This is a genomic window from Aquabacter sediminis (genome assembly GCF_028863665.1).
GTDB lineage: Bacteria > Pseudomonadota > Alphaproteobacteria > Rhizobiales > Xanthobacteraceae > L1I39.
The window spans coordinates 430,199-449,892 of sequence record NZ_JARBFX010000003.1 but is presented as its reverse complement, the minus strand read 5'-3'; the positions used below and the strand labels follow the sequence as shown (position 1 = coordinate 449,892).

Below are 19,694 nucleotides of genomic sequence, written 5' to 3'. Positions count from 1 at the left end.
AGGGAGGGGTTCACTTTCCATCCTCCGCGCGGGCGGTGTCTTGCACCAGCTGGAAGGTTGCGGGCTCCAAATCCAGCGGCAGCGTGCCGGCGATCACCGAGAAGCCCTTGAAGGCGGGGGTGAGGGCGGTGGCGATGCGAAGGGCGGTGGCCTCGGTGAGATCGAGCCCGGCGGTGCGGGCGGTGGCGGCGGCATCCGCCGCCAGAAGTCCGTCTTTCATGCAACCTCTCCCAAGGCGGGCGCGCGGCTGTGGCCGGAGCCGGGAATGACCATGTGGCAGGCGGCCATATGCTCGCCCCCCGCCACCGGCGCGAGGGCCGGGCAGACTGCGCTGCACACGTTTTCCGCCGAGGCGCAGCGCGTATGGAACCGGCAGCCCGAGGGCGGGTCAATGGGATTGGGCGGATCGCCGGTGATGGGCGGCACCTGGGTGCGTGCGTCCGGGTCCATGGCCGGCATGGCGGCGAGCAGCGCCTGCGTATAGGGATGGGCGGGGCCGTCCCACACCTCGTCCACGGGGCCAAGCTCCACCACCTGGCCCAGATACATCACCAGCACCCGGTCCGAGATGTAGCGGACCACGTTCAAGTCGTGGCTGATGAAGAGGTAGGTGAGGCCGAACTCGCGCTTCAGATCGGTGAGAAGGTTCAGGACCTGCGCCTCCACCGACTTGTCCAGCGCCGAGACCGCCTCGTCCAGGATCACGAGCCGCGGCTTCAAAGCGAGGGCGCGGGCAATGTTCACCCGCTGGCGCTGGCCGCCGGAGACCTCATGGGGATAGCGGTTGGCGAAGACTTCCGGCCGCAGGCCCACCTTGCCCATCAATTCGCGGGCGAGCGCCCGGGCCTCCTTGTCGGCGACGCCGTGCACCTTGGGGCCAAACGCGATGGAATCCTCGATCGTCAGGCGCGGATTGAGCGAGGCATAGCTGTCCTGGAACACCATCTGCAGGCCGCGCCGGAAGTCGCGCATGGAGATCTGCTCGCCCACCAGCTGGCCGTCGAACAGGATGTCGCCGCTGGTGCGCGGCATCAGGTGCATGATGAGGCGGGCGGTGGTGGACTTGCCGCACCCGCTCTCGCCCACGATGCCCACGGTCTCGCCCTTGGCGATGGAGAAGGACACCCCGTCCACCGCCCGCACCGTCTTCTTGGGCTGAAACAGCCCGCCGCCGATGGGGAAGAGCTTGGCAAGGTCGGTGACGGTCAGGAGCGGCTGGGCGGCGCCGCCGAGATCGGGAATGGGCTCGATGGTGCTCAATTGCGGATGTCCATGGCGCTGCGCAGCCCGTCGCTGAGCATGTTGAAGCAGATGGAGACGGCGAAGATCATCACGCCCGGCAGCGCCGCCACGCCCGGATTGACATAGATGGCGGTGCGCAGCGTGTTGAGCATGAGGCCCCATTCCGGCTCCGGCGGCTTGGTGCCGAGGCCGAGGAAGGACAGGCCCGAGGCCAGAATCATGGAGACCGAGATCAGCCCCGTCGCATAGACGAAGATGGGCCCGAGCACGTTGCCCAGCATGTGCACGCGCATGATGGTCAGGGCATTGGCCCCCGAGGCGCGCGCCGCATCCACGAAATCGAGGCTGCGCACGGAGGTGGTTACGCTTTCCGCCACGCGGGTGATCTGTGGGATGAACACCACGGTGAGCGAGACGATGGAATTGACGATGCCCGCACCCAGCACGCCGGAAATGGCGATGGCCAGCAGCACCGAGGGGAAGGCGTAGAACACGTCGATGGTGCGCATGATCACCGTGTTCACCTTGCCGCCCGCATAGCCGGCCACAAGCCCGAGCCCGGTGCCGATGCAGAAGGCCAAGAGCACCGGCAGGATGCCGATGAGCAGCGACAGGCGCCCGCCATAGATGAGGCGGGAGAGCATGTCGCGGCCCAGCTCGTCGGTGCCGAGCGGGTAATTAGGCGTGCCGATGGGCTTCAGGCGGCGGATCATGGAGCCCTGATAGGGATCGGCAAGGCCCAGATAGGGGGCGAAGATGGCGGCCAGCAGGATGGCCAGCAGGATGGCGGCGCACACCATGCTCACCTTGTCCCGCGACAGGCGGCGCAGCACGGTGGCCCAATAGCCCCGCGCATTCTGGACCGGTGCGGCCTCGGCGGCGTCGGAAACGGCGCTCATTGCCTCAGCTCCGCTTGATGCGCGGATCGATGGACGCCTGGGCGATATCGACCACGAGGTTGAGGAAGACGAAGAACAGCGCCAGCACCAATATGGTGCCCTGGAGCAAGGGCAGGTCCCGCTGGAAGATGGCGGAGTTCAAGAGGAAGCCCGTGCCCGGCCAGGAGAACACCGTCTCGATCAGGATCGAGCCGCCCAGGAGATAGCCGAGCTGGAGCCCCATCACCGCAATCGCGGTGGGGGCGGCGTTCTTCACCACATGGCGGAACACCATTGTCTCCTTCAGGCCCTTGGAGCGCAGCGCCTCCACGAAGTCCTGGGAGAGGATGTCACCGGTGAGCGCGCGCACCGTGCGCGTGACGATGCCCATGGGGATGACCGACATGGTGACCGCCGGCAGGATGAGATGGCGGATATGCGCCCAGTCCCATTCCCAGCCGGCCGATCCGCCGGGACCGGCACCCACCGCCGGCAGCCAGTTCAGCCAGACCGAGAAGATGATGACGAGCACCATGCCCAGCCAGTAATGGGGCACGGACACGCCGGCCACCGCGATGGAGGTGGCGGCCTTGTCGATCCAGGTGTTGCGGAAATAGCCGGCGACGAGGCCGAAGAAGACGCCCAGCACGAAGCCGATGATGGAGGCGGTGCAGGCCAGGATGAAGGTGTTGGAGACCGCCCGCATCACCTCGGAGAAGACCGGGCGGCCGGTGGCGATGGAGGTGCCGAGATTGCCGTGCAGGGCTTTCCAGAGCCAGAGCGCGAACTGGACGGGCAGCGGCTGGTCGAAGCCGTAGGCGGCCCGCAATTGCGCGGCTAGTTCCGCCGAGGCGTCGGGCGGCAGGACCGCCACCAGCGGATCGCCCGGCGTCAGATGCACCAGCAGGAAGCACACCAGCGCGACGGAGATGACGATGGGGATCACATAGATGATCCGCCTCAGGATATAGACCAGCACGACGCGATCCTGCCTGGAGAAAAGAGGCGCGGGGCCGGGGAGGGTCCCGCGACTGAACGGCGAGGGCGGAGAGGGCGGCCGGACGGGCCGCCCTCCATCAGGTCACTTCTCGAAATAGACCGGCGAGAAGTCCACGAACCAGCTCTTGGGCTGCACGAAGCCCTTCAGCTTCGGGCTGAGCGCGCGCGGGCCGACATCGTGGGCCACATAGAGGAAGGCCGCATCGTCCACGGAGGCGGCGTGGAGCTCGGCCAGCGCCGCGTCACGCCCGGCCGGGTCGAAGGTGGACCGGGCCTTCTTCACCAGTGCGTCGAACTCGGGATTGTTGATATAGCCCCAGTTGTTGGAGACCGGCGGTGCCATGGAGGACTGGAGGAAGCGCACCATGGCGAAGAAGGGGTCCATGGCCGCATAGGTCACGTTGGTGGCGTTGGAGCCGTTGGCGGACGGGTCCTTGGCGCCCTTGCGCCAGTTGGTGAAGAGCGTGTTCCACTCGATCACGTCCAGCTGCACGTCGAAATAGCATTCGGCGAGCGCCTGCTGGAGATACTCGTTCATGGGCAGAGGCAGCATCTGGCCGGAGCCGGAGGCCGAGGTCTGGATCTTCACGGGCAGCTTCTTGTTGGGGCCGAAGCCGGCCTCCTGCATCAGCTTCTGGCCCGCCTTCACGTCATACTTGATCTGGAAGGTGGGGTTGCCGCGCCAGGGGTGGCCGGGCTCGAACGTGCCGGTGGCCGGCACCATCAGGCCGCCGAGCAGGCCGTCCTTCATGCCCTCGCGGTCAACGCACAGGTTCGCCGCCTTGCGCACCCGGATGTCGTTCCAGGGCGAGCCTTCCACGCGGGAGAACTGCCAGGGCCACACATGGGGCTGCTCGTTGCTCTCGATCTTGAAGCCGCGGGCCTTGATCTGCGGCAGGGCGTCGGGGGCGGGGGCCTCGATCCAGTCCACCTGGCCCGCAAGGAGCGCGGCGGTGCGGGCATTGGCCTCCGGCATGGGCAGGAGCACCATCTTGTCGATCTTGGGCACGCGCGCCTTGTCCCAATAGGCGTCGTTCTTCGCCAGTTCCAGGCGCTCGCGGGGGACGAAATTGGTCATCTTCCACGGGCCGGTGCCCGAGGCGTTCTTGGCAAAGGCGGTCCAGGCGGCGGCGGACTTGGCCTTGGCGTCCGCGCCCTCGGCGGCGTCATAGAGCTTCTGCCACTGGGCGGGGCTCGCCATGAACAGGTTGGTGAGGTTGTAGGGCAGGAAGGCGTCCGGCTCGGAGGTGGTCAGCTCCACCGTCAGGTCGTCGATCTTCTTGGCCGAGCGCAAGGTCGGCATGCGGGAGGCGGTGACGCCCACCTGGCTGGCGTCGAACTGGGGGGCTTCCTTGTTGAGCACCTTGTCCACGTTCCACACCACGGCGTCCGCAGTGAAGGGCGAGCCGTCATGGAAGGTCACGCCGGGGCGCAGCTTGAAGGTCCATTTGGTCTTGTCGGCATCGTTCACCACCCATTCGGTGGCAAGGCCCGGCACCAGGACGGAGGGCTTGGTGGCCGAGGACAGGTCCCAGTTCACCAGCGCGTCATACATGGTCAGGCCGGTGAAGCGGTTGCCCTCGAAGCCCTGGTCCGGCTGGCCCAGCGTGCGCGGAATATCCGCCGCCGTCATGCCGATGCGCAGGGTGCTCTGGGCGGCGGCAAGGTCCGGGGCCGCGAACGCGCCGCAGGTGGCGAGCAGCAAAGCGGCAAGGGCCATGCGGCCGCGGCCGGCACGCGGGCTTTTCTGGGAAAGCAGCATCTTGGGTGTCCCCTTTGGATCTGACCGGGAACCTTAAGCAACCGCCATGCCAGCGCGGTGGCGCGGGGCTTTGTGGGCTTTCCTTTGGGGAAAGTCGGGAATGAATCGTCGACGGTTTGTCTATGAAAATTTCATTTGCACAAAAATAAGTCTGCTGCCGCTTTAGGCATGCATCACAGTGGCGTTCCGGCCTGTGATCCGCTCCACTAGGGCCGTCAGGCGGAGCGCCGCGCGGGCCGGAGGGAAAACGTGAAGCTTCTGATTTTGAATGCGAATACCTCGCAGGACGTGACGGCCCGCATGGTGAGGGCCGTGGAAGCCCTGTGCCCAGGGAATGTTCACTGCGTCGGCGCCACCGCCGCTTTCGGCGCGCCTTATGTGTCCACCCGCGCCGCCGTGGCGGTGGCCGGCCATGCGGCACTGGAGGCGGTGCGCGCCGCCGTGGCGGCCGAGGCGGCGGCGGGGCGGCCCACCTTCGATGCCTGCCTCTATGCCTGTTTCGGCGAGCCGGGCATCGAGGCCCTGCGGGCGGACAATGCCTTTCCCGTGGCGGGCATGGCGGAGGCCTCCATCCTCACCGCCCTGCAATTGGGCGAGCGCTTCTCCCTCATCACGGTCGGCGCGGCCTGGCCGGGCATGCTGCGCGACCTCATGCGGCGCACCGCCCTTGAGGCGCGCTGCGCCGGCATCGGGCTGATCGCAGGCGACGCCCTCGCGCTGGCGCGGGGGGAAGGGGAGGGCGTCGCGCTGGTGAAGGCCGCGGTGGAGGAGGCGCTGGCCACGACGGCGCCGGACGTGGTGATCGTGGGCGGGGCCTCGCTGTCCGGCTATGCCCGCGCGCTGGCGGGGCAGTTTCCGGTGCCGGTGCTGGATTCCCTCGCCGTGTCCCTGGAGCAGGCCCTTGCCCTTGCGCGGTTGCAAGCGGGGCATGGCACCGGCTCAAGATGACGCGCAACTTGGTTTCGCGGGGGCACGCCCCCATATGCCAAGGCGTCGGAGACCACGGGAAAACCACGGGTTACCCTCGCCGCCGACCTCGTGTATAAGCCGCTACCCCGGCCGCAAAGACAAGAAGCTTAAGGCCCGAGCAGTGTCGGACCGCTTCCGGCCGGAGGAGACTTGAATGGAGAGCGTTATGACGACCCGTCCCGTTTCCGATCGCACCACCGGCGCCGAGATGGTCTCTCGCCGCGCCGAAGGCTGGCGTCCGGATTCGTGGCGATTTTATCCGGTCGTCCAGGTGCCCTCGTATCCAGACCCCGCGCTCCTGAGCGAGGTGGAAGGCAAGATCGCCTCCTACCCGCCGCTGGTGTTTGCCGGCGAGGCGCGCCGCCTCAAGGCGCACCTGGCCAAGGTGGCGAAGGGCGAGGCCTTCCTGCTCCAGGGCGGCGACTGCGCCGAGAGCTTCGACGAGCACTCCGCCGACAACATCCGCGATTTCTTCCGCGTCTTCTTGCAGATGGCGGTGGTCCTGACCTTCTCCGGCGGCTCGCCGGTTGTGAAGGTGGGCCGCATTGCTGGCCAGTTCGCCAAGCCCCGCTCGGCGGACACGGAGACCGTCAACGGCGTGGAGCTGCCGAGCTATCGCGGCGACATCGTCAATGACATCGCCTTCACGCCGGAGGCCCGCATCCCCGATCCGCGCCGCCAGCTGGAGGCCTACCGCCAGTCGGCGGCGACCCTCAATCTGCTGCGCGCGTTTGCCTCGGGCGGCTATGCCAACCTGTCCAATGCCCATCAGTGGATGCTGGGCTTCGTGAAGGACAGCCCGCAATCCCATCGCTACCAGGAACTGGCCAACCGCATCACCGAGGCGCTCGACTTCATGCGCGCCTGCGGGATCGACCCCCAGTCCCACCCGGAGATGCGGACCACGGACTTCTTCACCAGCCACGAGGCGCTGCTTCTGGGCTATGAGCAGGCCCTCACCCGGGTGGATTCCACCTCGGGCGACTGGTACGCCACCTCCGGCCACCTCCTGTGGATCGGCGACCGCACCCGCCAGCCGGACCATGCGCACGTGGAATATTTCCGCGGCATCCGCAACCCGATCGGCATCAAGTGCGGCCCCTCGCTGACGCCGGATGGCCTCATCCGCCTGCTGGACGTGCTCCAGCCCGACAATGAGGCCGGCCGCATCACCCTCATCTGCCGCTTCGGCGCCGAGAAGGTGGGCGACCACCTGCCGGCTCTGGTGCGCGCGGTGGAGAAGGAAGGCCGCACCGTGGTGTGGTCGTGCGATCCCATGCACGGCAACACCATCAAGGCCGCCTCCGGCTACAAGACCCGCCCGTTCGAGCGGATCCAGTCGGAGATCAAGACCTTCTTCGACGTGCATGCGGCCGAGGGCACCTATGCGGGCGGCGTGCACCTGGAAATGACCGGCAAGAACGTCACCGAATGCACCGGCGGCGCCCGGGCCATCTCCGACGAGGACCTGCGGGACCGCTACCACACCTATTGCGATCCCCGCCTCAATGCGGAGCAGGCCATCGAGCTGGCTTTCCTGGTGGCGGAATTGCTGAAGCGCGAGCGCCTCGCGCGCGGACGGCCGGAAGTGGCTGCGGCGGAGTGATCCGCCAGCCATCGGCCGTCACAGCCTGAAACAGGAAACGCCCCGGCCTCGGCCGGGGCGTTTTCGTTTCTGACATGGCGTCTCAGCGCGCCGCGGTCGTGTCCAGGCCAGCCGGCGCCACGCCCCGCGCCGGGCCGTTGACGCCCTGGAAGGCGCCGGGTTCAAGCTCGGCCACCAGGAGCCGGGCAGGGTCCACGGGGCCGGGCATCTGCACGCTGCCATGGGGCACCGGCTTGAACCCGAACCGCCGATAATAGGGCTCGTCGCCCACCAGCAGCACCAGCTTGTGACCGGCGGCGCGGGCCGCGTCCAGGGAGACGGTCATGAGCCGCCCGCCAATGCCCACCGTCCGGAACGGCGGCTCCACGGTGAGCGGGCCGAGCAACAAAGCCGGCGTGTCGCCGATGGCGATGGGGGTCAGCCGCACGGAGCCCACCATCATGGTTCCCACATAGGCGGTGAAGGAGAGCGCCCGGTCGTGAGGCGCCTGTTCCCGCAGCCGGAAGGCAGTGCGGGCGAACCGGCCGGGGCCGAAGGTGCGCCGGTGCAGCTTCTCGATGGCGTCGGCGGCCGAGGGGGATTCGTGCGTGATCTTAAGCGGAAGTTCAGTCATGGGAGCAACCGGGCGAGAACGAGCATCCCGCCCCGGCGCGAGAGGCCGGTCAGGCGGGCAGGAACAGGCGGGCGTGCGCCGCAAGGCGCGCCACATCCGTTCGTCGTCGCAGGCTGACCGGGGTCATCAGGGATCCTTGCCCGGCCCGAAATGCCGGTGAGCGCGCCGATAGCATGCCCGCGAGAGCAGGTCTAGGGCCGGCTCCGTCCCGCGGCCGGCGCGCGGGGGGAGCCGCAGACGCCAAAAAGCAGGCCGGCCCGAAGGCCGGCCTGCGTTTCTCCCGAGGCCGGTGCGCAAGGCCCCGGCGCGGTCTTGAGCCTGAAACGGCGCGCCCTCAGATGAAGAAGTCCTGCTGCGTCGGCGTCTGGTAGTGTCCGTGCATCTCCAGGCTGCCCATCAGGGCGTTGGCGAGGGCCACCAGATCCATCTCCAGCTCGCCATAGGTCGCGTGGTCTGCGTCCGTCGGCGCCCGGCCGAGGAGCGCCTGGTAGACCGTGTCGGCGGTCAGGTGCGCGGCATCCTGCGTCCCATGCCCGGCGTCCACGGCCTCCGGCGAAAGCATGAAGGAGAGGGCGATCTCCCCCTTGCTGGCGCCCGCCTGGTAGTCCGCCAGATGGGCCACCAGACCGCTCTCTTCCCCCTGGCGCCCCAGGACTTGGGTGTAGAGGGCGCCGATCCATTCCAGGTCCGAGCTGTGCGTCAGGTCGACGGTCATGTCATCGAACTGGATATGCTCCACGTTCTTCAGGATGAGTGCGGCGAGAAGGGCGCCATCGTGCGGTAGGTTCGGCAGGATGATCGGCTTCACGGTCCAGTGCACGTCCTTTTCCTCGATGGAATAGTCCGCGCGATTGCCCGAGACCACCACCGTGTCATCGCCGGTGCGCCCGTCCATGACGTCGTTGCCGCCATTGCTGATCAGCAGGTCGTCGAGCACACCGCCCTGGAGCGTGTCGTCGCCGGTGGTGCCGGTGACGATGCCGGCCGTCACCTCGCCCACGCTGAAGTCGAGGGCGTCCAGGCTGGGCACATGCTCGAGCATTTCCGGAGCGTGCACGAAATGGGCGGCCACCTCCGCCATGGTGATGCCTTGGGCGAGCTGGGCCTTGTGATAGGCGAGGCCTTCCGCATCCGGCTCGCGATCGAACAGGGTGCGATAGAGCTGCTCCACGGTCACTTCGCCCGCCGCCGCTCCCGTGCCGTTGGCGATGGCCTCGGGGGAGTTGAAGATGGCAAGGGCGATGTCGCCGGCGGAGACGCCGCGCTCGGCCAGGGCGGCATAATGCTGGATGCCATCCAGGTCGCCCTGCCGGCCCAGCACCTTGAGGTAGAGCGCCGAAATCCAGCCGATGCTCTCGGGCAAGGCCACATCCACCGTGCCGTCCGCGAAGGCGATGTGCTCCACATTCACCAGCGCGTCCACGTCCGTGGCATCGGCAAGCGTGCGCACCACGGTGATGCCGCGGTCCTGGACGATCTCGTAATCGGCCCGGTTGCCGTCGAAGCGGGCGGTGTCGGTGCCGAGGCCGCCATGGAGCAGGTCGCGGCCGGGCCCGCCGAAGACGATGTCGTCGCCGTCTTCGCCGAAGATGCGGTCATCACCGCCGGCCGAGCCCACAATGTCATTGCCGCCGCCGGCATGAAGCTCGTCGTCATCGGCCCCGAGCATGATGGACTGAACCGCGTCATCGGCGAAGACCATCTGGGCGCCCGCGCCGCCGCCGAGCGTCACCGGCCCCACCACGGCGGCGAAGGAGACGTTCTCGAACTGGATCTGGGTGCCCGGGGGCAAGGCGCTGGCATCGATCACAAGGGCCGTGGGCGCGCTACCCTCGGGCACGCGGACGACGATGGGGGTATTGGTGTCGGCGCCCGCCGTGGCGGTAAGCACCAGCGTCTGGACCACCAGGGACGTGTCTGCAGGCAGGTCCGCGAGGAAGCCCTTGCCGCCTTCGGTGAGCTGGACCTGGTCCGAAGAGCCCTCCGGGGTGTGCAGGCGGATCTGGGCGATCAACTCCTCAAGGCTCGCCGCGCTGCCGAGCGGTGCGGTGGAGCCCTCGGCGGTGAGGCCGATGCCGGCGGGGATCCGGGCGGAGAGCAGCGTCTCGGTCGCGTCCTGGACCAGGGGGATGTCCGTCGGCGTGGTGACGTCCTCGGGCGACACACTCACGGTCTGCTTCACGCTGCCGTCCGCCTGGGTTTCCTTGACGGTGGTGACGACGGCGCCCTCCACATCAACCGTGGTGCCAGAGGGCGTGGAGACCTTGAAGACCACCTTGTCCGATGCAAGGCCACCCGCGCCGTCGGAAACGCTGATCTCCACCTCGGCCGCGCCATCCACCCGGGGGGTGAAGAGGGCCCCCTTCAGCAGGGCCTGGATCTGGTCCGCTGTGCCTGAAAGCTGAAGCCCGGCCGTGGTGGCGTCGGCATCCACCAGCCCACCCAGCGTGCCATTCACCGCCTGGAGCGTGACGGTGAACAGCGTGCTGTCCTGATCGGTGAAGGTGAAGGCGGGCAGTGCGCCCGCCGTGCCGGCAGTGGCGGCCACCGCCGTCTGCGGCAGGCCGGCGAGCACCGGCGCATCGTTGGCATCGGTGAGCGTGATGGCAAGCGAGAGGCTGCTATCGGCGATGGTGTCCGCGTCCTCGTCGTCCACCGTGACGTTGAGCGTGAAGCCTGAAACGGCCTCGAAATCGAGCTTTGAGGCGTCGTGCACGGTGATTGTGCCGGTCTTCACGTCGAGCGCGAAGGCGCCGTCGGCGCTCAGCACCTGTCCGTCGGTCTCGCCGCTCATCCCACCGTCAAAGCCGAAGGTCAGGCCGTCCTGGTCGCCGGAGACGGCCAATTGGGCCACCACGGTGCCCGCAGGGCTGTTCTCCGCCAGGGTGACGGCGGACGGGCCGGTGAGCACGGGATCCACGTCGGTGACCGCGATGCGCACGGGCACCGGTTCGGGATCGTCAGAAGCCAGCGCGCCGTCGAAGGCGACCACCGAGAAGGCCTCCACCGTGCCGAGGGTGTTGGCGGGCGGGGTCCAGGTGACCACCGAGGTTTCGGTGATGAGGGTCTCCCCCGCGACGGCCGCGACGCCGTCCACCATGAGCGCGCCCGAGCCGAGCGCCACCAGCTTGAACGAGACCGCGTCCCCATCGGGATCGGAGACGGTGGCGACCTTGAGGAGGTCGTTATAGGTCAGGCGCACCGCCGTGCCTTCCAGCGGAACGGAGGGTGCGAAGTCCTTCTTGCCATAGATGATGTAGGCGGCGCCGGAATAATTCTCATTGGTATTGGGAGCGCCGACAATCAGGTCGTCTATGCCGTCCCCATTCACGTCACCCGCGGCCGAGACGGAGAAGCCAGCATAACTGTAGTATCCGGCCCCCTCAAGCGCGACCCCCTGGTCCGGGGTGAGGGTGGCCAGGTCGAGGGCGCCGCGCTCCCCCTTCGTTCCGAACACCACATAGGTGGTCCCGGAGTAGTAGCCGTTGGGGCTCGTTCTGTTCGCGCCCACCAGCAGATCGTCGATGCCGTCCCCGTTCACATCGCCGGCGCTGGAGACGGAATAGCCCGCCTGCTCCCCGGCCGCTGCGCCGACGATCTTGAAGCCCGTCTCTGCGGTAAGCGAGGCGAGCGCCACGTCGGCGTGCACGCCCGCCTTTCCGTAGATGACATAGGCTGCGCCCTTGCCGTCCTCGGTCTTGTGACCGCCCACGATGAGGTCGGCGATGCCGTCGCCGTTCACGTCGCCGGCCTCAGAGACCGAGTATCCGAGATTGACGACAGCGGAGGGGCCGATGATCGTGAAGCCCTTCGTTCCCATGCCGGTCGACATGTTGAACGTGGCGAGCCCGTCCTTATTGCCATAGACCACGAACGCCGCGCCGACGTTTGACATGCTGTAGGAGGCGCCGAGCGGGCTTTGGAAATCGTAGCCGGGCGCGGCGACGGCAAAGTCGTCAATGCCGTCTCCATTCACGTCACCGATGCCGGAGACCGAATAGCCGACACTGTCGTACGGCCTGCCGCCGAGGGCGAAGCCCTGGCTGTCGGTCAGCTTGGAGAGGTCGATTGTGCCGAGCCCTTCCGTCTTTCCGTAAATGACGTAGGCGCCGCCCGAGAACGTTCCGGTGACCCCCGCCGTACTGGCGCCGACAATGATGTCGTCGATGCCGTCCTTGTTGATGTCGCCGGCCGAGGCGACGGCAAAGCCCAGGCGGCTCGTGGCCAAAGCGGGGATGATCTTGAAGCCGTCGGACGCGGACAGGTCGCCAAGGTCGATGTCGCCTGAGCCCCCCGCCTTGCCATAGACCACATAGGCCGCGCCCGGACCCGCTGAGGCCGCGGTCGCGTTCGCGGGCTTGTCGGCATTCATGGCACCGATGAGGAGATCGTCGATGCCATCGCCGTTCAGGTCGCCGGCGCTCGACACGGAGTATCCGGCCTGGTCCTTCGCCGTCGCGCCGGAAATCTTGAAGCCGTCTGAGGCTGTCATGTCGGCGACCGAGAAGCTGCTCAGCCCGCCTGTCTTGCCGTAGATCACATAGGCGGCCCCAGCACCCTGGTCGGAGCTGCTGTCGGTTGCGCCGACGATAAAATCGCCGATGCCGTCGCCATTCACGTCGCCGGCACTGGAGACGGAAACTCCCAGATACTCTTCGGTCTTCGCGCCGGTGATCGTGGCCACGTCCGTCGCCGGCAGCCGGCTGAGGTCGGTGATCTTGAGGACCTTCCCGGTGGCGGCGATGGTGGGCGCCTCGTTCACGTCGGTCAGGTCTACGGTGAGGGTCAGCGTGCTGTCCGCCATCGTGTCCGCGTCCTCGTCATCCACAGTGACGGTAATCGTGTAGCTGGCTGTCTTTTCAAAATCCAGCTTCGATGCGTCTTGGACGGTGATGACGCCGGTCTTGACGTCGAGGGCGAACGCGCCGTCCGGGCTGATGACCGTGCCGGCATTCGTGCCGGCCCCGACCGTGCCGACCACCGCCACGCCGTCGGGTCCCACTTCCGTCTTGGTGCTGGCGAAGCCGAAGGTGAGGCCATCCTGGTCACCGGAGACCTCCAGGCGCGCCACCACCGTCCCCGCCGGGCTGTTCTCCGCCACGGATGCGGTGAGCGGACTGGTCAGGATGGGGTTCACGTCGGCCACGTTGACGTACACGGTGTTGATCTGGGTGCTCTGGGCCACGCCGTCAAAGGCTGCGATTTGGAAAGCGGGCAAGTTGCCGGTGCTGTTGGCGGGCGGTGTCCACACCAGTTTGGAGTCCAGGCTGATGACGTCCCCGGCCTTCGCGGCGAGGCCATCAATGGTCAGGCCGCCCTGGGGGATGGCCACGATCTTGTAGGTCACCACGTCGCCGTCTGGATCATAGGCGGAATTGGCAAATTTGGAGATGTCGAGGCTGACGGCCTGGCCCTCCTGAGCCCCATACTTCACCAAGTCCGATGCCAGGAAGACCGGAGCATCATTCACCGGGGTCACGGTGAGGCTTTTCTGCGCCTGCGAAATGGCTCCAAGCGGGTCGCTCACGCTGATGGTGACGGTGCGAACCTCCTCCGAAGGCGCGTTCTTGAGATTGGTGTAGCTGACGGCCGCCAGCGCCGCGCGCCACTGCTCCAGGGTGGCCTTGCCCGAGCCGGAGGTCAGGTTGAGCGTGCCGGTGTCCACATTGAAAGTGCCCTGGATGTCCCCCCACACGGAGCTGGCGGACAAGGACAGCTGATCCTCGCCCTTCTTATAGCCATCGGTGATCTGGACCTTTGCGCTCCCGAGGGTGGCGTCGTCCGCATCGGAGAGGGTCAAGCCGCTGTCGAGGGCGGTGGCGACGCCTTCCTCGACGCTCAGGCTGCTGCCCGCGAGCGTGAGCACCGGAGCCGCATCGATCATGATCGTCGCGGCCGCCGAGAGGGAGCCCTCGGCGCCCGGCGCCGGCAGGACCAGGGAGACAGGGCTGCCATCGGCGCTGGTCAGCGTCGCGCCGTCCAGCGACAAGGCATCAACGCCCGCCACGTCCAAGGCAGCGGTCTTGTCGCCCGGCTGGATCTCATAGGTGAAGGTGAGCGTCGTGGACCCCGAGCCCGAGACATAGGTGGCCAGTCGGTCGACGGTGCCGGTCTCCAAGGTGAGCTTCGGCACGCCGCCGGTGGTGTCCACCAGCACCGCGCTATCAAAAGTCACGGTGAGCGTGAGCGCCTGCCCCGCTGCGTAACCGCCACTCTCCGCCGTTGTGCCGACCGAGGTGACGTGGGGGCCATTGGCGAAGCCGTAGACGACATAAGCGGCACCAGCGTCCCCCGCGCTCGAGCCGGATTCGACCGCCTTCTTGGCAATGGCGGTCTCAGCCATTTCAGCTGGTGCTTCGTCGGCGGGAACCTCGTCCCCGGACAGCGGTGTGCTCCGTGTCACGTCGACGCCGAAGGCGCCGACGATCACGTCGTCATAGCCGTCGCCATTGATGTCCCCTGCCGCGCTCACCGCATAGCCGGCCTGGTCGGCCACCGCTCCGCCCACCAGGCGGAAGCCCTGGTCTGCCGTGAGGGCGAAGAGGTCGATGTCGCCGATGCCGCCGGCCTTGCCATAGACCAGGAAGGCCGCGCCGGCGGAGTAAAGGCCGTCGGGCGAGGTGCCGTGGGCGCCGACGATCAGGTCGGCGATGCCATCGCCATTCACGTCGCCCGCGTCGCTGACGGAGACGCCGGCAAAGCTGTAGGCCGCGGGCCCGCGGACGGTGGCGCCCTGGCTCGCCGTGAGGTCGGCGAGGGAAATGTTCCCGATCCCGCCATCCTTGCCGTAGATCACATAGGCCGCACCCGCATAGGGCCGCCCCTCGAAGCTTGCCATGTTGGAGGTGACGGCGAAGTCATCGATGCCATCGCCATTGATGTCGCCGAGGCCGCTCACCGCATAGCCGGCGAAGCCGAAGCCCTCGGCGCCGGAGATCTTGGCCCCGAGCGTGCTGCCCTCTGCGCCATCGAGCGTGGCAAGCGAGATGTTCGAGAGGGCGCCATCCGCCTTGCCATAGATCACATAGGCGGCGCCGCTCCACATATTCGCGCCATTCACGAACGGCGCGCCCACCACGAAATCGTCGATGGCGTCGCCGTTCACGTCGCCGATGGCGGCAATGGAATAGCCGGCCGCCAGGCCCGCCGCCCCGGTGATCTTGATGCCGGGATCGTTGGTGGCGTCATCATCCTCGAACACGGAGAGGTCGATGGCGGACAGGCCACCCGCCTCTGCCGTCTTCCCATAGATCACATAGGCCGAGCCTGGCCCTGCCTGGGCGTACGTGGCGCCGACGAGGATGTCGTCCACGCCGTCCCCGTTCACGTCGCCAGCCGCGCTCACGGAAACACCGGCGAGGCTGCCGGACACTCCGGAAATCCGGATGCCGGGGTCATTGGACGCGTCCTCGTCGGAAAAGACGGAGATGTCGAACGAAGCAAGGCCCGTGGGCGCGCCATAGATGAGATAGGCCACGCCCGCCGCCGCATTGGCATAGGGGGCGCCCACCAGGACGTCGGCATAGCCGTCGCCGTTCACATCCCCTGCCGCGCTCACCGACCAGCCAAGATAATCATCCGTGGTGCTGCTGGAGATCTTGATGCCCGGATCGTTGTCGGACGCCCCATCCTCGAACAAGGTGAGGTCGATGGTGCCGAAGCCGGTCTTGCTGCCATAGATGAGATAGGCTGCGCCGCCATCGCTTGACCCGGCGCCAAATTTGTTGGGGGCGCCGATGAGAATGTCGGCATAGCCGTCGCCATTCACATCCCCCGCATCGCTCACCGCCGCGCCGGCCACGTCCTGGGCCGAAAGGCCGAGAATGGTCAGGCCCTTGGCGCCGAGACTGGCCAGCTCGACGATGGTGTCGGGAGTGTCCGTGACGGAGAGCTGGAAGGAATGGACCGTACTGCTGGCGCTGCCGTCGGTGGCGGAGAGGGCCAGCGTCCGGGAGTTCGTATCGGGGGTATCCGAGATGTTCACATAGCTGACGGCCGCCAGCGCGGCCTGCCATTGTGCGGCGGTGGCGGTGCCGTAGGCCGTCAGCGTGAGGGTGCCGGAGTCGAGGTCGAACCATCCGCCGATGGGGCCGGTCGCTGCGGACTGGGAGAAGGACAGAACGTCCTGCCCGCTCACATAGCCCGCCGTGAAGGCGAGGGTGACGGTTGAGACGGCGCCGTCCGCATCGGTGACGCCGAGGCCCGCGAGCGGGTGAAGGGTGACCTGTTCGGCCACGGCGACATTGGCGGGAGGAGCGGAGAAGACGGGGGCATCGTTCTCGGCAGTAAAGGTGACAGAGTTCATCTGTGACTCCAGCCGATTGCCGGCGGCATCCGCCACCGCATAGGTCAGGGTGAGTTTTCCGCTGAAATTCGGATCGGGCGTCAGGGTGAAGGTGCCGTCGCCATTGTCGGCGAGGGTGCCGTGGTCGGCGGAAAGGTTCTGAATGTGCAGGACCCCGCCTTCGGGGTCGGAGAAGCCCGCCAGCAGGGCGGCGGTGGACAGGAGGTAGGGGGTGTCCTCTGTGCCGGCGGCGAGGCTGGCCGTGGGCGCGCCCGTGGGCGGCTCGTTGCTGTTGCCGGACTTGAGCGTCACCTGGATCGAGAGGATATCGTCGAGGACGGTGTCGGCATCCTCGTCATCCACGCCGAGGCGCACCACGAGGCTGGAGGATGAGATCGCCGCGAACTTGGCGGCATCCTGCACATAGACCTCCCCGGAGGATGAAACGGCAAGGCCCGCATCCACCAGCGCCATCACCGGAGTGCCATCCACGCCGGCCGCGCCGGTGGGCACTGACACATCGACGATCTTGAAGCTCAGCCCATCGGTATCGCCCGCCAGGGCGGGGGTCGCGATGATGGTGCCAGCGGCGGCATTGCGCTGCGCCGTGACGGCCGACGGGCCCGTCAAATCGGGGTTGAGATCGTCCACCTTGGCGCGCACCGTGGCCCAGTCCTGGGACACCGCCGTGCCGTCGAAGGCAGCGATGCTGAACGCATCCAGCTGGCCCGAGGCATTGGCCTGGGGTGTCCAGGTCATTTTCGAGGCGGCGGTGATGACGGTGACCCCTGGCACCGCCGCAACGCCATCCACCAGCAACGTCCCCGAGCCGATAGACATCACCTTGTAGGCAAGCGGGTCGCCATCGGGATCAACGGCCGTTGCGGCCTTCTGCAGGTCGGCAAAGGAAACCGTCGCCGCCGTGTTCTCGCTCACCCCGGAGAGGAACACGGTGTGGGGCGTCAGCACTGGCGCATCATTCTGGCCGGCGACCGAGACGGTCAGGAAGGCCGCCGGGCTGGTGGACCCGAACGGGTCGGTGACGGTCACGGCGATGGCGCGGACGCCGGTTCCGGGCGCGGCTGTGTCGGCATTGGAATAGGCAAGGGCGCGCAGCACGGCCTGCGCCTGCGCGGGCGTTGCGCCGGCAGTGAAGGTGATCTCAAGCGGCACCCCGCCCGTTCCGCCCGAAACCGTCCCGATGGTGGCCCCGTCGAAGGTTACGGACGCGCCCTGGAGACCCACATGGGCGTCGGCGCGCAGCGTCAGGAGATCCTCATCGGCCACCGCACCCGACACGATGGTCGCCACCATCCGGGCGCCGGCGAAGTCGGTGAGCAGGGTGGACAGGGTGGCATCGCCGCCGGCATCGAGCGCCACGGCGGGGCCGTCCTCGGTGAAGGTGACGGCATCGCCGGCCAGGTGCGTCATCACTGGCGGGGTGGAGGGGGAGATGACGATGTCGGCGCTGGCTCCCAGCGATCCCGCCGCGCCCGGATCCATCAGCGTCAGGTGGACGGCCGAGCCGTCCACGCCCACGATGTCGCCGCCGTTCAGGTCCAGGGCCCGGGAGCCGGCAAAGTCCAGGTCGCCGGTCTGGTCTCCCCCCTCGACGGTATAGGCGAAGAGGAGGGTGTCGGAGCCCGAGCCGGAGACATAGGTGGCGTAGCGGTCGGTGGCGCCGGTCTCCAGCTTCAGGCGCGGGGTCCCGCCGCTGGTGTCCACCACCACCGCGCCCTCGAAGGTGAGGGCGAGGGTGATGACGTCTCCCGGCGCATAGGTGCCATTCGCCGTCTGGGCGTCCACCTGAGTAACAAGGGGGCCGGAGCTCTCGCCATAGATCACATAGGCGGCGCCGGCTCCGTTCACGTTGCCCGGGTCGGCGTTGGCCGAGCCCAGCACCAGGTCGTCGATGCCGTCATTGTTCAGGTCGCCCGCTCCGGCGACCGATGCGCCCACCTCATCTCCCGCCGCTGCTCCGATGACCATGAAGCCCTGGGTGGGATCGAGCGCCGCCAGATTCACGCCGTCTGCGATATGGCCGCCATAGAGCACATAGCCGCCACCGGCATTGGTGCGTCCGTTCGGATCAAGTCCTGTCGAGCTTATGAACAGGTCATCGATGCGGTCATGGTCGAGGTCGCCCACATTGCGGACGACGATGCCGGCCGTCTCGCCGGAGGCGCCCGCGATCCGTACGCCCTGAGCGGCTGTCAGGTCGGCGAGGTTGAGGTTCGCCCGGGTGCCGGCCTCGCCATAGATGATGTAGAGGGCGCCGGAATTGGTGCCGTTCGCATCCACATAGGGGGCGGAGACGATGAGATCGTCGATGCCGTCGCCATTGAGGTCGCCGGCGCTGTCCACGCTCGCCCCAGCCGCGTCTGTGGCCGCGCCGCCGGAGATCTTGAAGCCGCGATCCGCCGTCAGGCTGGAGAGGTCCACAGTCGAGAGGTCAGAGCCGCCATAAAGCACATAGGCGGCGCCCGGCCCCCCGAAGGGCGAAAAGGCGCCCACGATCACGTCGTCTTTGCCATCGCCATTGACGTCACCGGCCCCGCTCACCGAGAAGCCGGTATAGTCACCGTAGGCGGCCCCCTTGATGGTGAAGCCGTGCGCCGCGTCGAGGGTGGCGAGGTTCACATCGGTGGGCGTGGCGCTGCCATAGACCACATAGGCTTCGCCCGCATATTGGCGACTGCCGCGCGAGGCCGCATAGGCGCCGATGACCACATCGTCATAGCCATCGCCATTGACGTCCCCGATGCCATCCACCGAGACGCCGGCGTTATCACCATTGGCGACCCCGGAAATCACGAAGCCGCTTTTCCCGGTGAGCTGGCCCGCCCCGACAGAGGCGGCGGCGCCAGTGTCGAGCACCACATAGGCGCCACCGGATGTGACGCCACTGAAGGACACGGCAGGCGCTCCGATGATGACGTCCGTCTGCCCGTCGCCGTTCACGTCGCCGGCCGCCGCGACCGAGATGCCGAAACCGCCGTTCGCCTGCGCGCCCGAAAGGATCGCGCTGGTCTCGGCCGTCAGGCTCGATATGGAGAAGCTCTCCATCCCCCCGGCCTTGCCGAAGATCACATAGGACACACCCGCATCTGCGAGGCTGCCGAGGTCCGTCCCCGGGGCGGACACCAGAAGGTCGTCGATGCCGTCTCCGTTGAAATCGCCGATGCCGCTGACGGCTGCGCCGAGGCTGGCATTGGTGGATACGCCGGAGAGGACGAAGCCCTGGGCGGCGGTGAGGGAGGCAAGGTCGATCACGGTCGTGGTCATGGCACGGCTCCGGTGCGCCGCGGGCGCGGCGGCATGGCGACGGCGAAGGACGGCCT

Annotated in this window: 9 protein-coding genes; 2 read left to right on the top strand and 7 right to left on the bottom strand. The window is 67.5% G+C overall.

The features are described from left to right. Nucleotides 1-10: 10 nt before the first annotated feature. The 5 genes from PV781_RS07725 to PV781_RS07705 all read right to left on the bottom strand — a co-directional run bounded on the left by PV781_RS07725 (nucleotide 11) and on the right by PV781_RS07705 (nucleotide 4,881). The gene (locus PV781_RS07725; protein ID WP_274775053.1) at nucleotides 11-220 is read right to left on the bottom strand and encodes a hypothetical protein; all 210 of its coding nucleotides are present in this window, start codon (nucleotides 218-220) and stop codon (nucleotides 11-13) included. After that, nucleotides 217-1,260, bottom strand: a complete 1,044-nt coding sequence (locus PV781_RS07720; protein WP_274775052.1) for an ABC transporter ATP-binding protein — start codon at nucleotides 1,258-1,260, stop codon at nucleotides 217-219. Before PV781_RS07720 ends, PV781_RS07725 begins: the two co-directional genes overlap by 4 nt. After that, nucleotides 1,257-2,141 carry an ABC transporter permease gene (locus tag PV781_RS07715; RefSeq protein ID WP_274775051.1) on the bottom strand — a complete coding sequence of 295 codons (885 nt, stop codon included), beginning with the start codon at nucleotides 2,139-2,141 and terminating at the stop codon, nucleotides 1,257-1,259. The genes PV781_RS07720 and PV781_RS07715 overlap by 4 nt, the downstream gene beginning before the upstream one ends. A gap of 4 nt (nucleotides 2,142-2,145) precedes the next feature. Beyond that, nucleotides 2,146-3,099 carry an ABC transporter permease gene (locus tag PV781_RS07710; RefSeq protein ID WP_274775050.1) on the bottom strand — a complete coding sequence of 318 codons (954 nt, stop codon included), beginning with the start codon at nucleotides 3,097-3,099 and terminating at the stop codon, nucleotides 2,146-2,148. A 102-nt stretch (nucleotides 3,100-3,201) separates the two neighbouring features. Next, nucleotides 3,202-4,881, bottom strand: a complete 1,680-nt coding sequence (locus PV781_RS07705; RefSeq protein WP_274775049.1) for an ABC transporter substrate-binding protein — start codon at nucleotides 4,879-4,881, stop codon at nucleotides 3,202-3,204. A gap of 249 nt (nucleotides 4,882-5,130) precedes the next feature. Here PV781_RS07705 and PV781_RS07700 point away from each other — a divergent pair, with 249 nt between their 5' ends. Both PV781_RS07700 and PV781_RS07695 read left to right on the top strand, forming a co-directional pair. Next, nucleotides 5,131-5,829 (top strand): aspartate/glutamate racemase family protein, encoded by a 699-nt coding sequence (locus tag PV781_RS07700; RefSeq protein WP_274775048.1) that lies wholly within the window; start codon nucleotides 5,131-5,133, stop codon nucleotides 5,827-5,829. Between the two features lie 229 nt (nucleotides 5,830-6,058). Next, nucleotides 6,059-7,456, top strand: coding sequence for a class II 3-deoxy-7-phosphoheptulonate synthase (locus PV781_RS07695; RefSeq protein WP_274775179.1), 1,398 nt, complete (start codon nucleotides 6,059-6,061; stop codon nucleotides 7,454-7,456). Between the two features lie 82 nt (nucleotides 7,457-7,538). Here the strand turns inward: PV781_RS07695 and PV781_RS07690 are convergent, their stop codons facing one another. Further along, on the bottom strand, nucleotides 7,539-8,069 hold the full coding sequence (locus PV781_RS07690; protein WP_274775047.1) for a GNAT family N-acetyltransferase: 531 nt from the start codon (nucleotides 8,067-8,069) through the stop codon (nucleotides 7,539-7,541). Between the two features lie 334 nt (nucleotides 8,070-8,403). Continuing rightward, complete coding sequence (locus tag PV781_RS07685; protein WP_274775046.1) at nucleotides 8,404-19,638, bottom strand: cadherin-like domain-containing protein; 11,235 nt, start codon at nucleotides 19,636-19,638, stop codon at nucleotides 8,404-8,406. Nucleotides 19,639-19,694 lie beyond the last annotated feature (56 nt).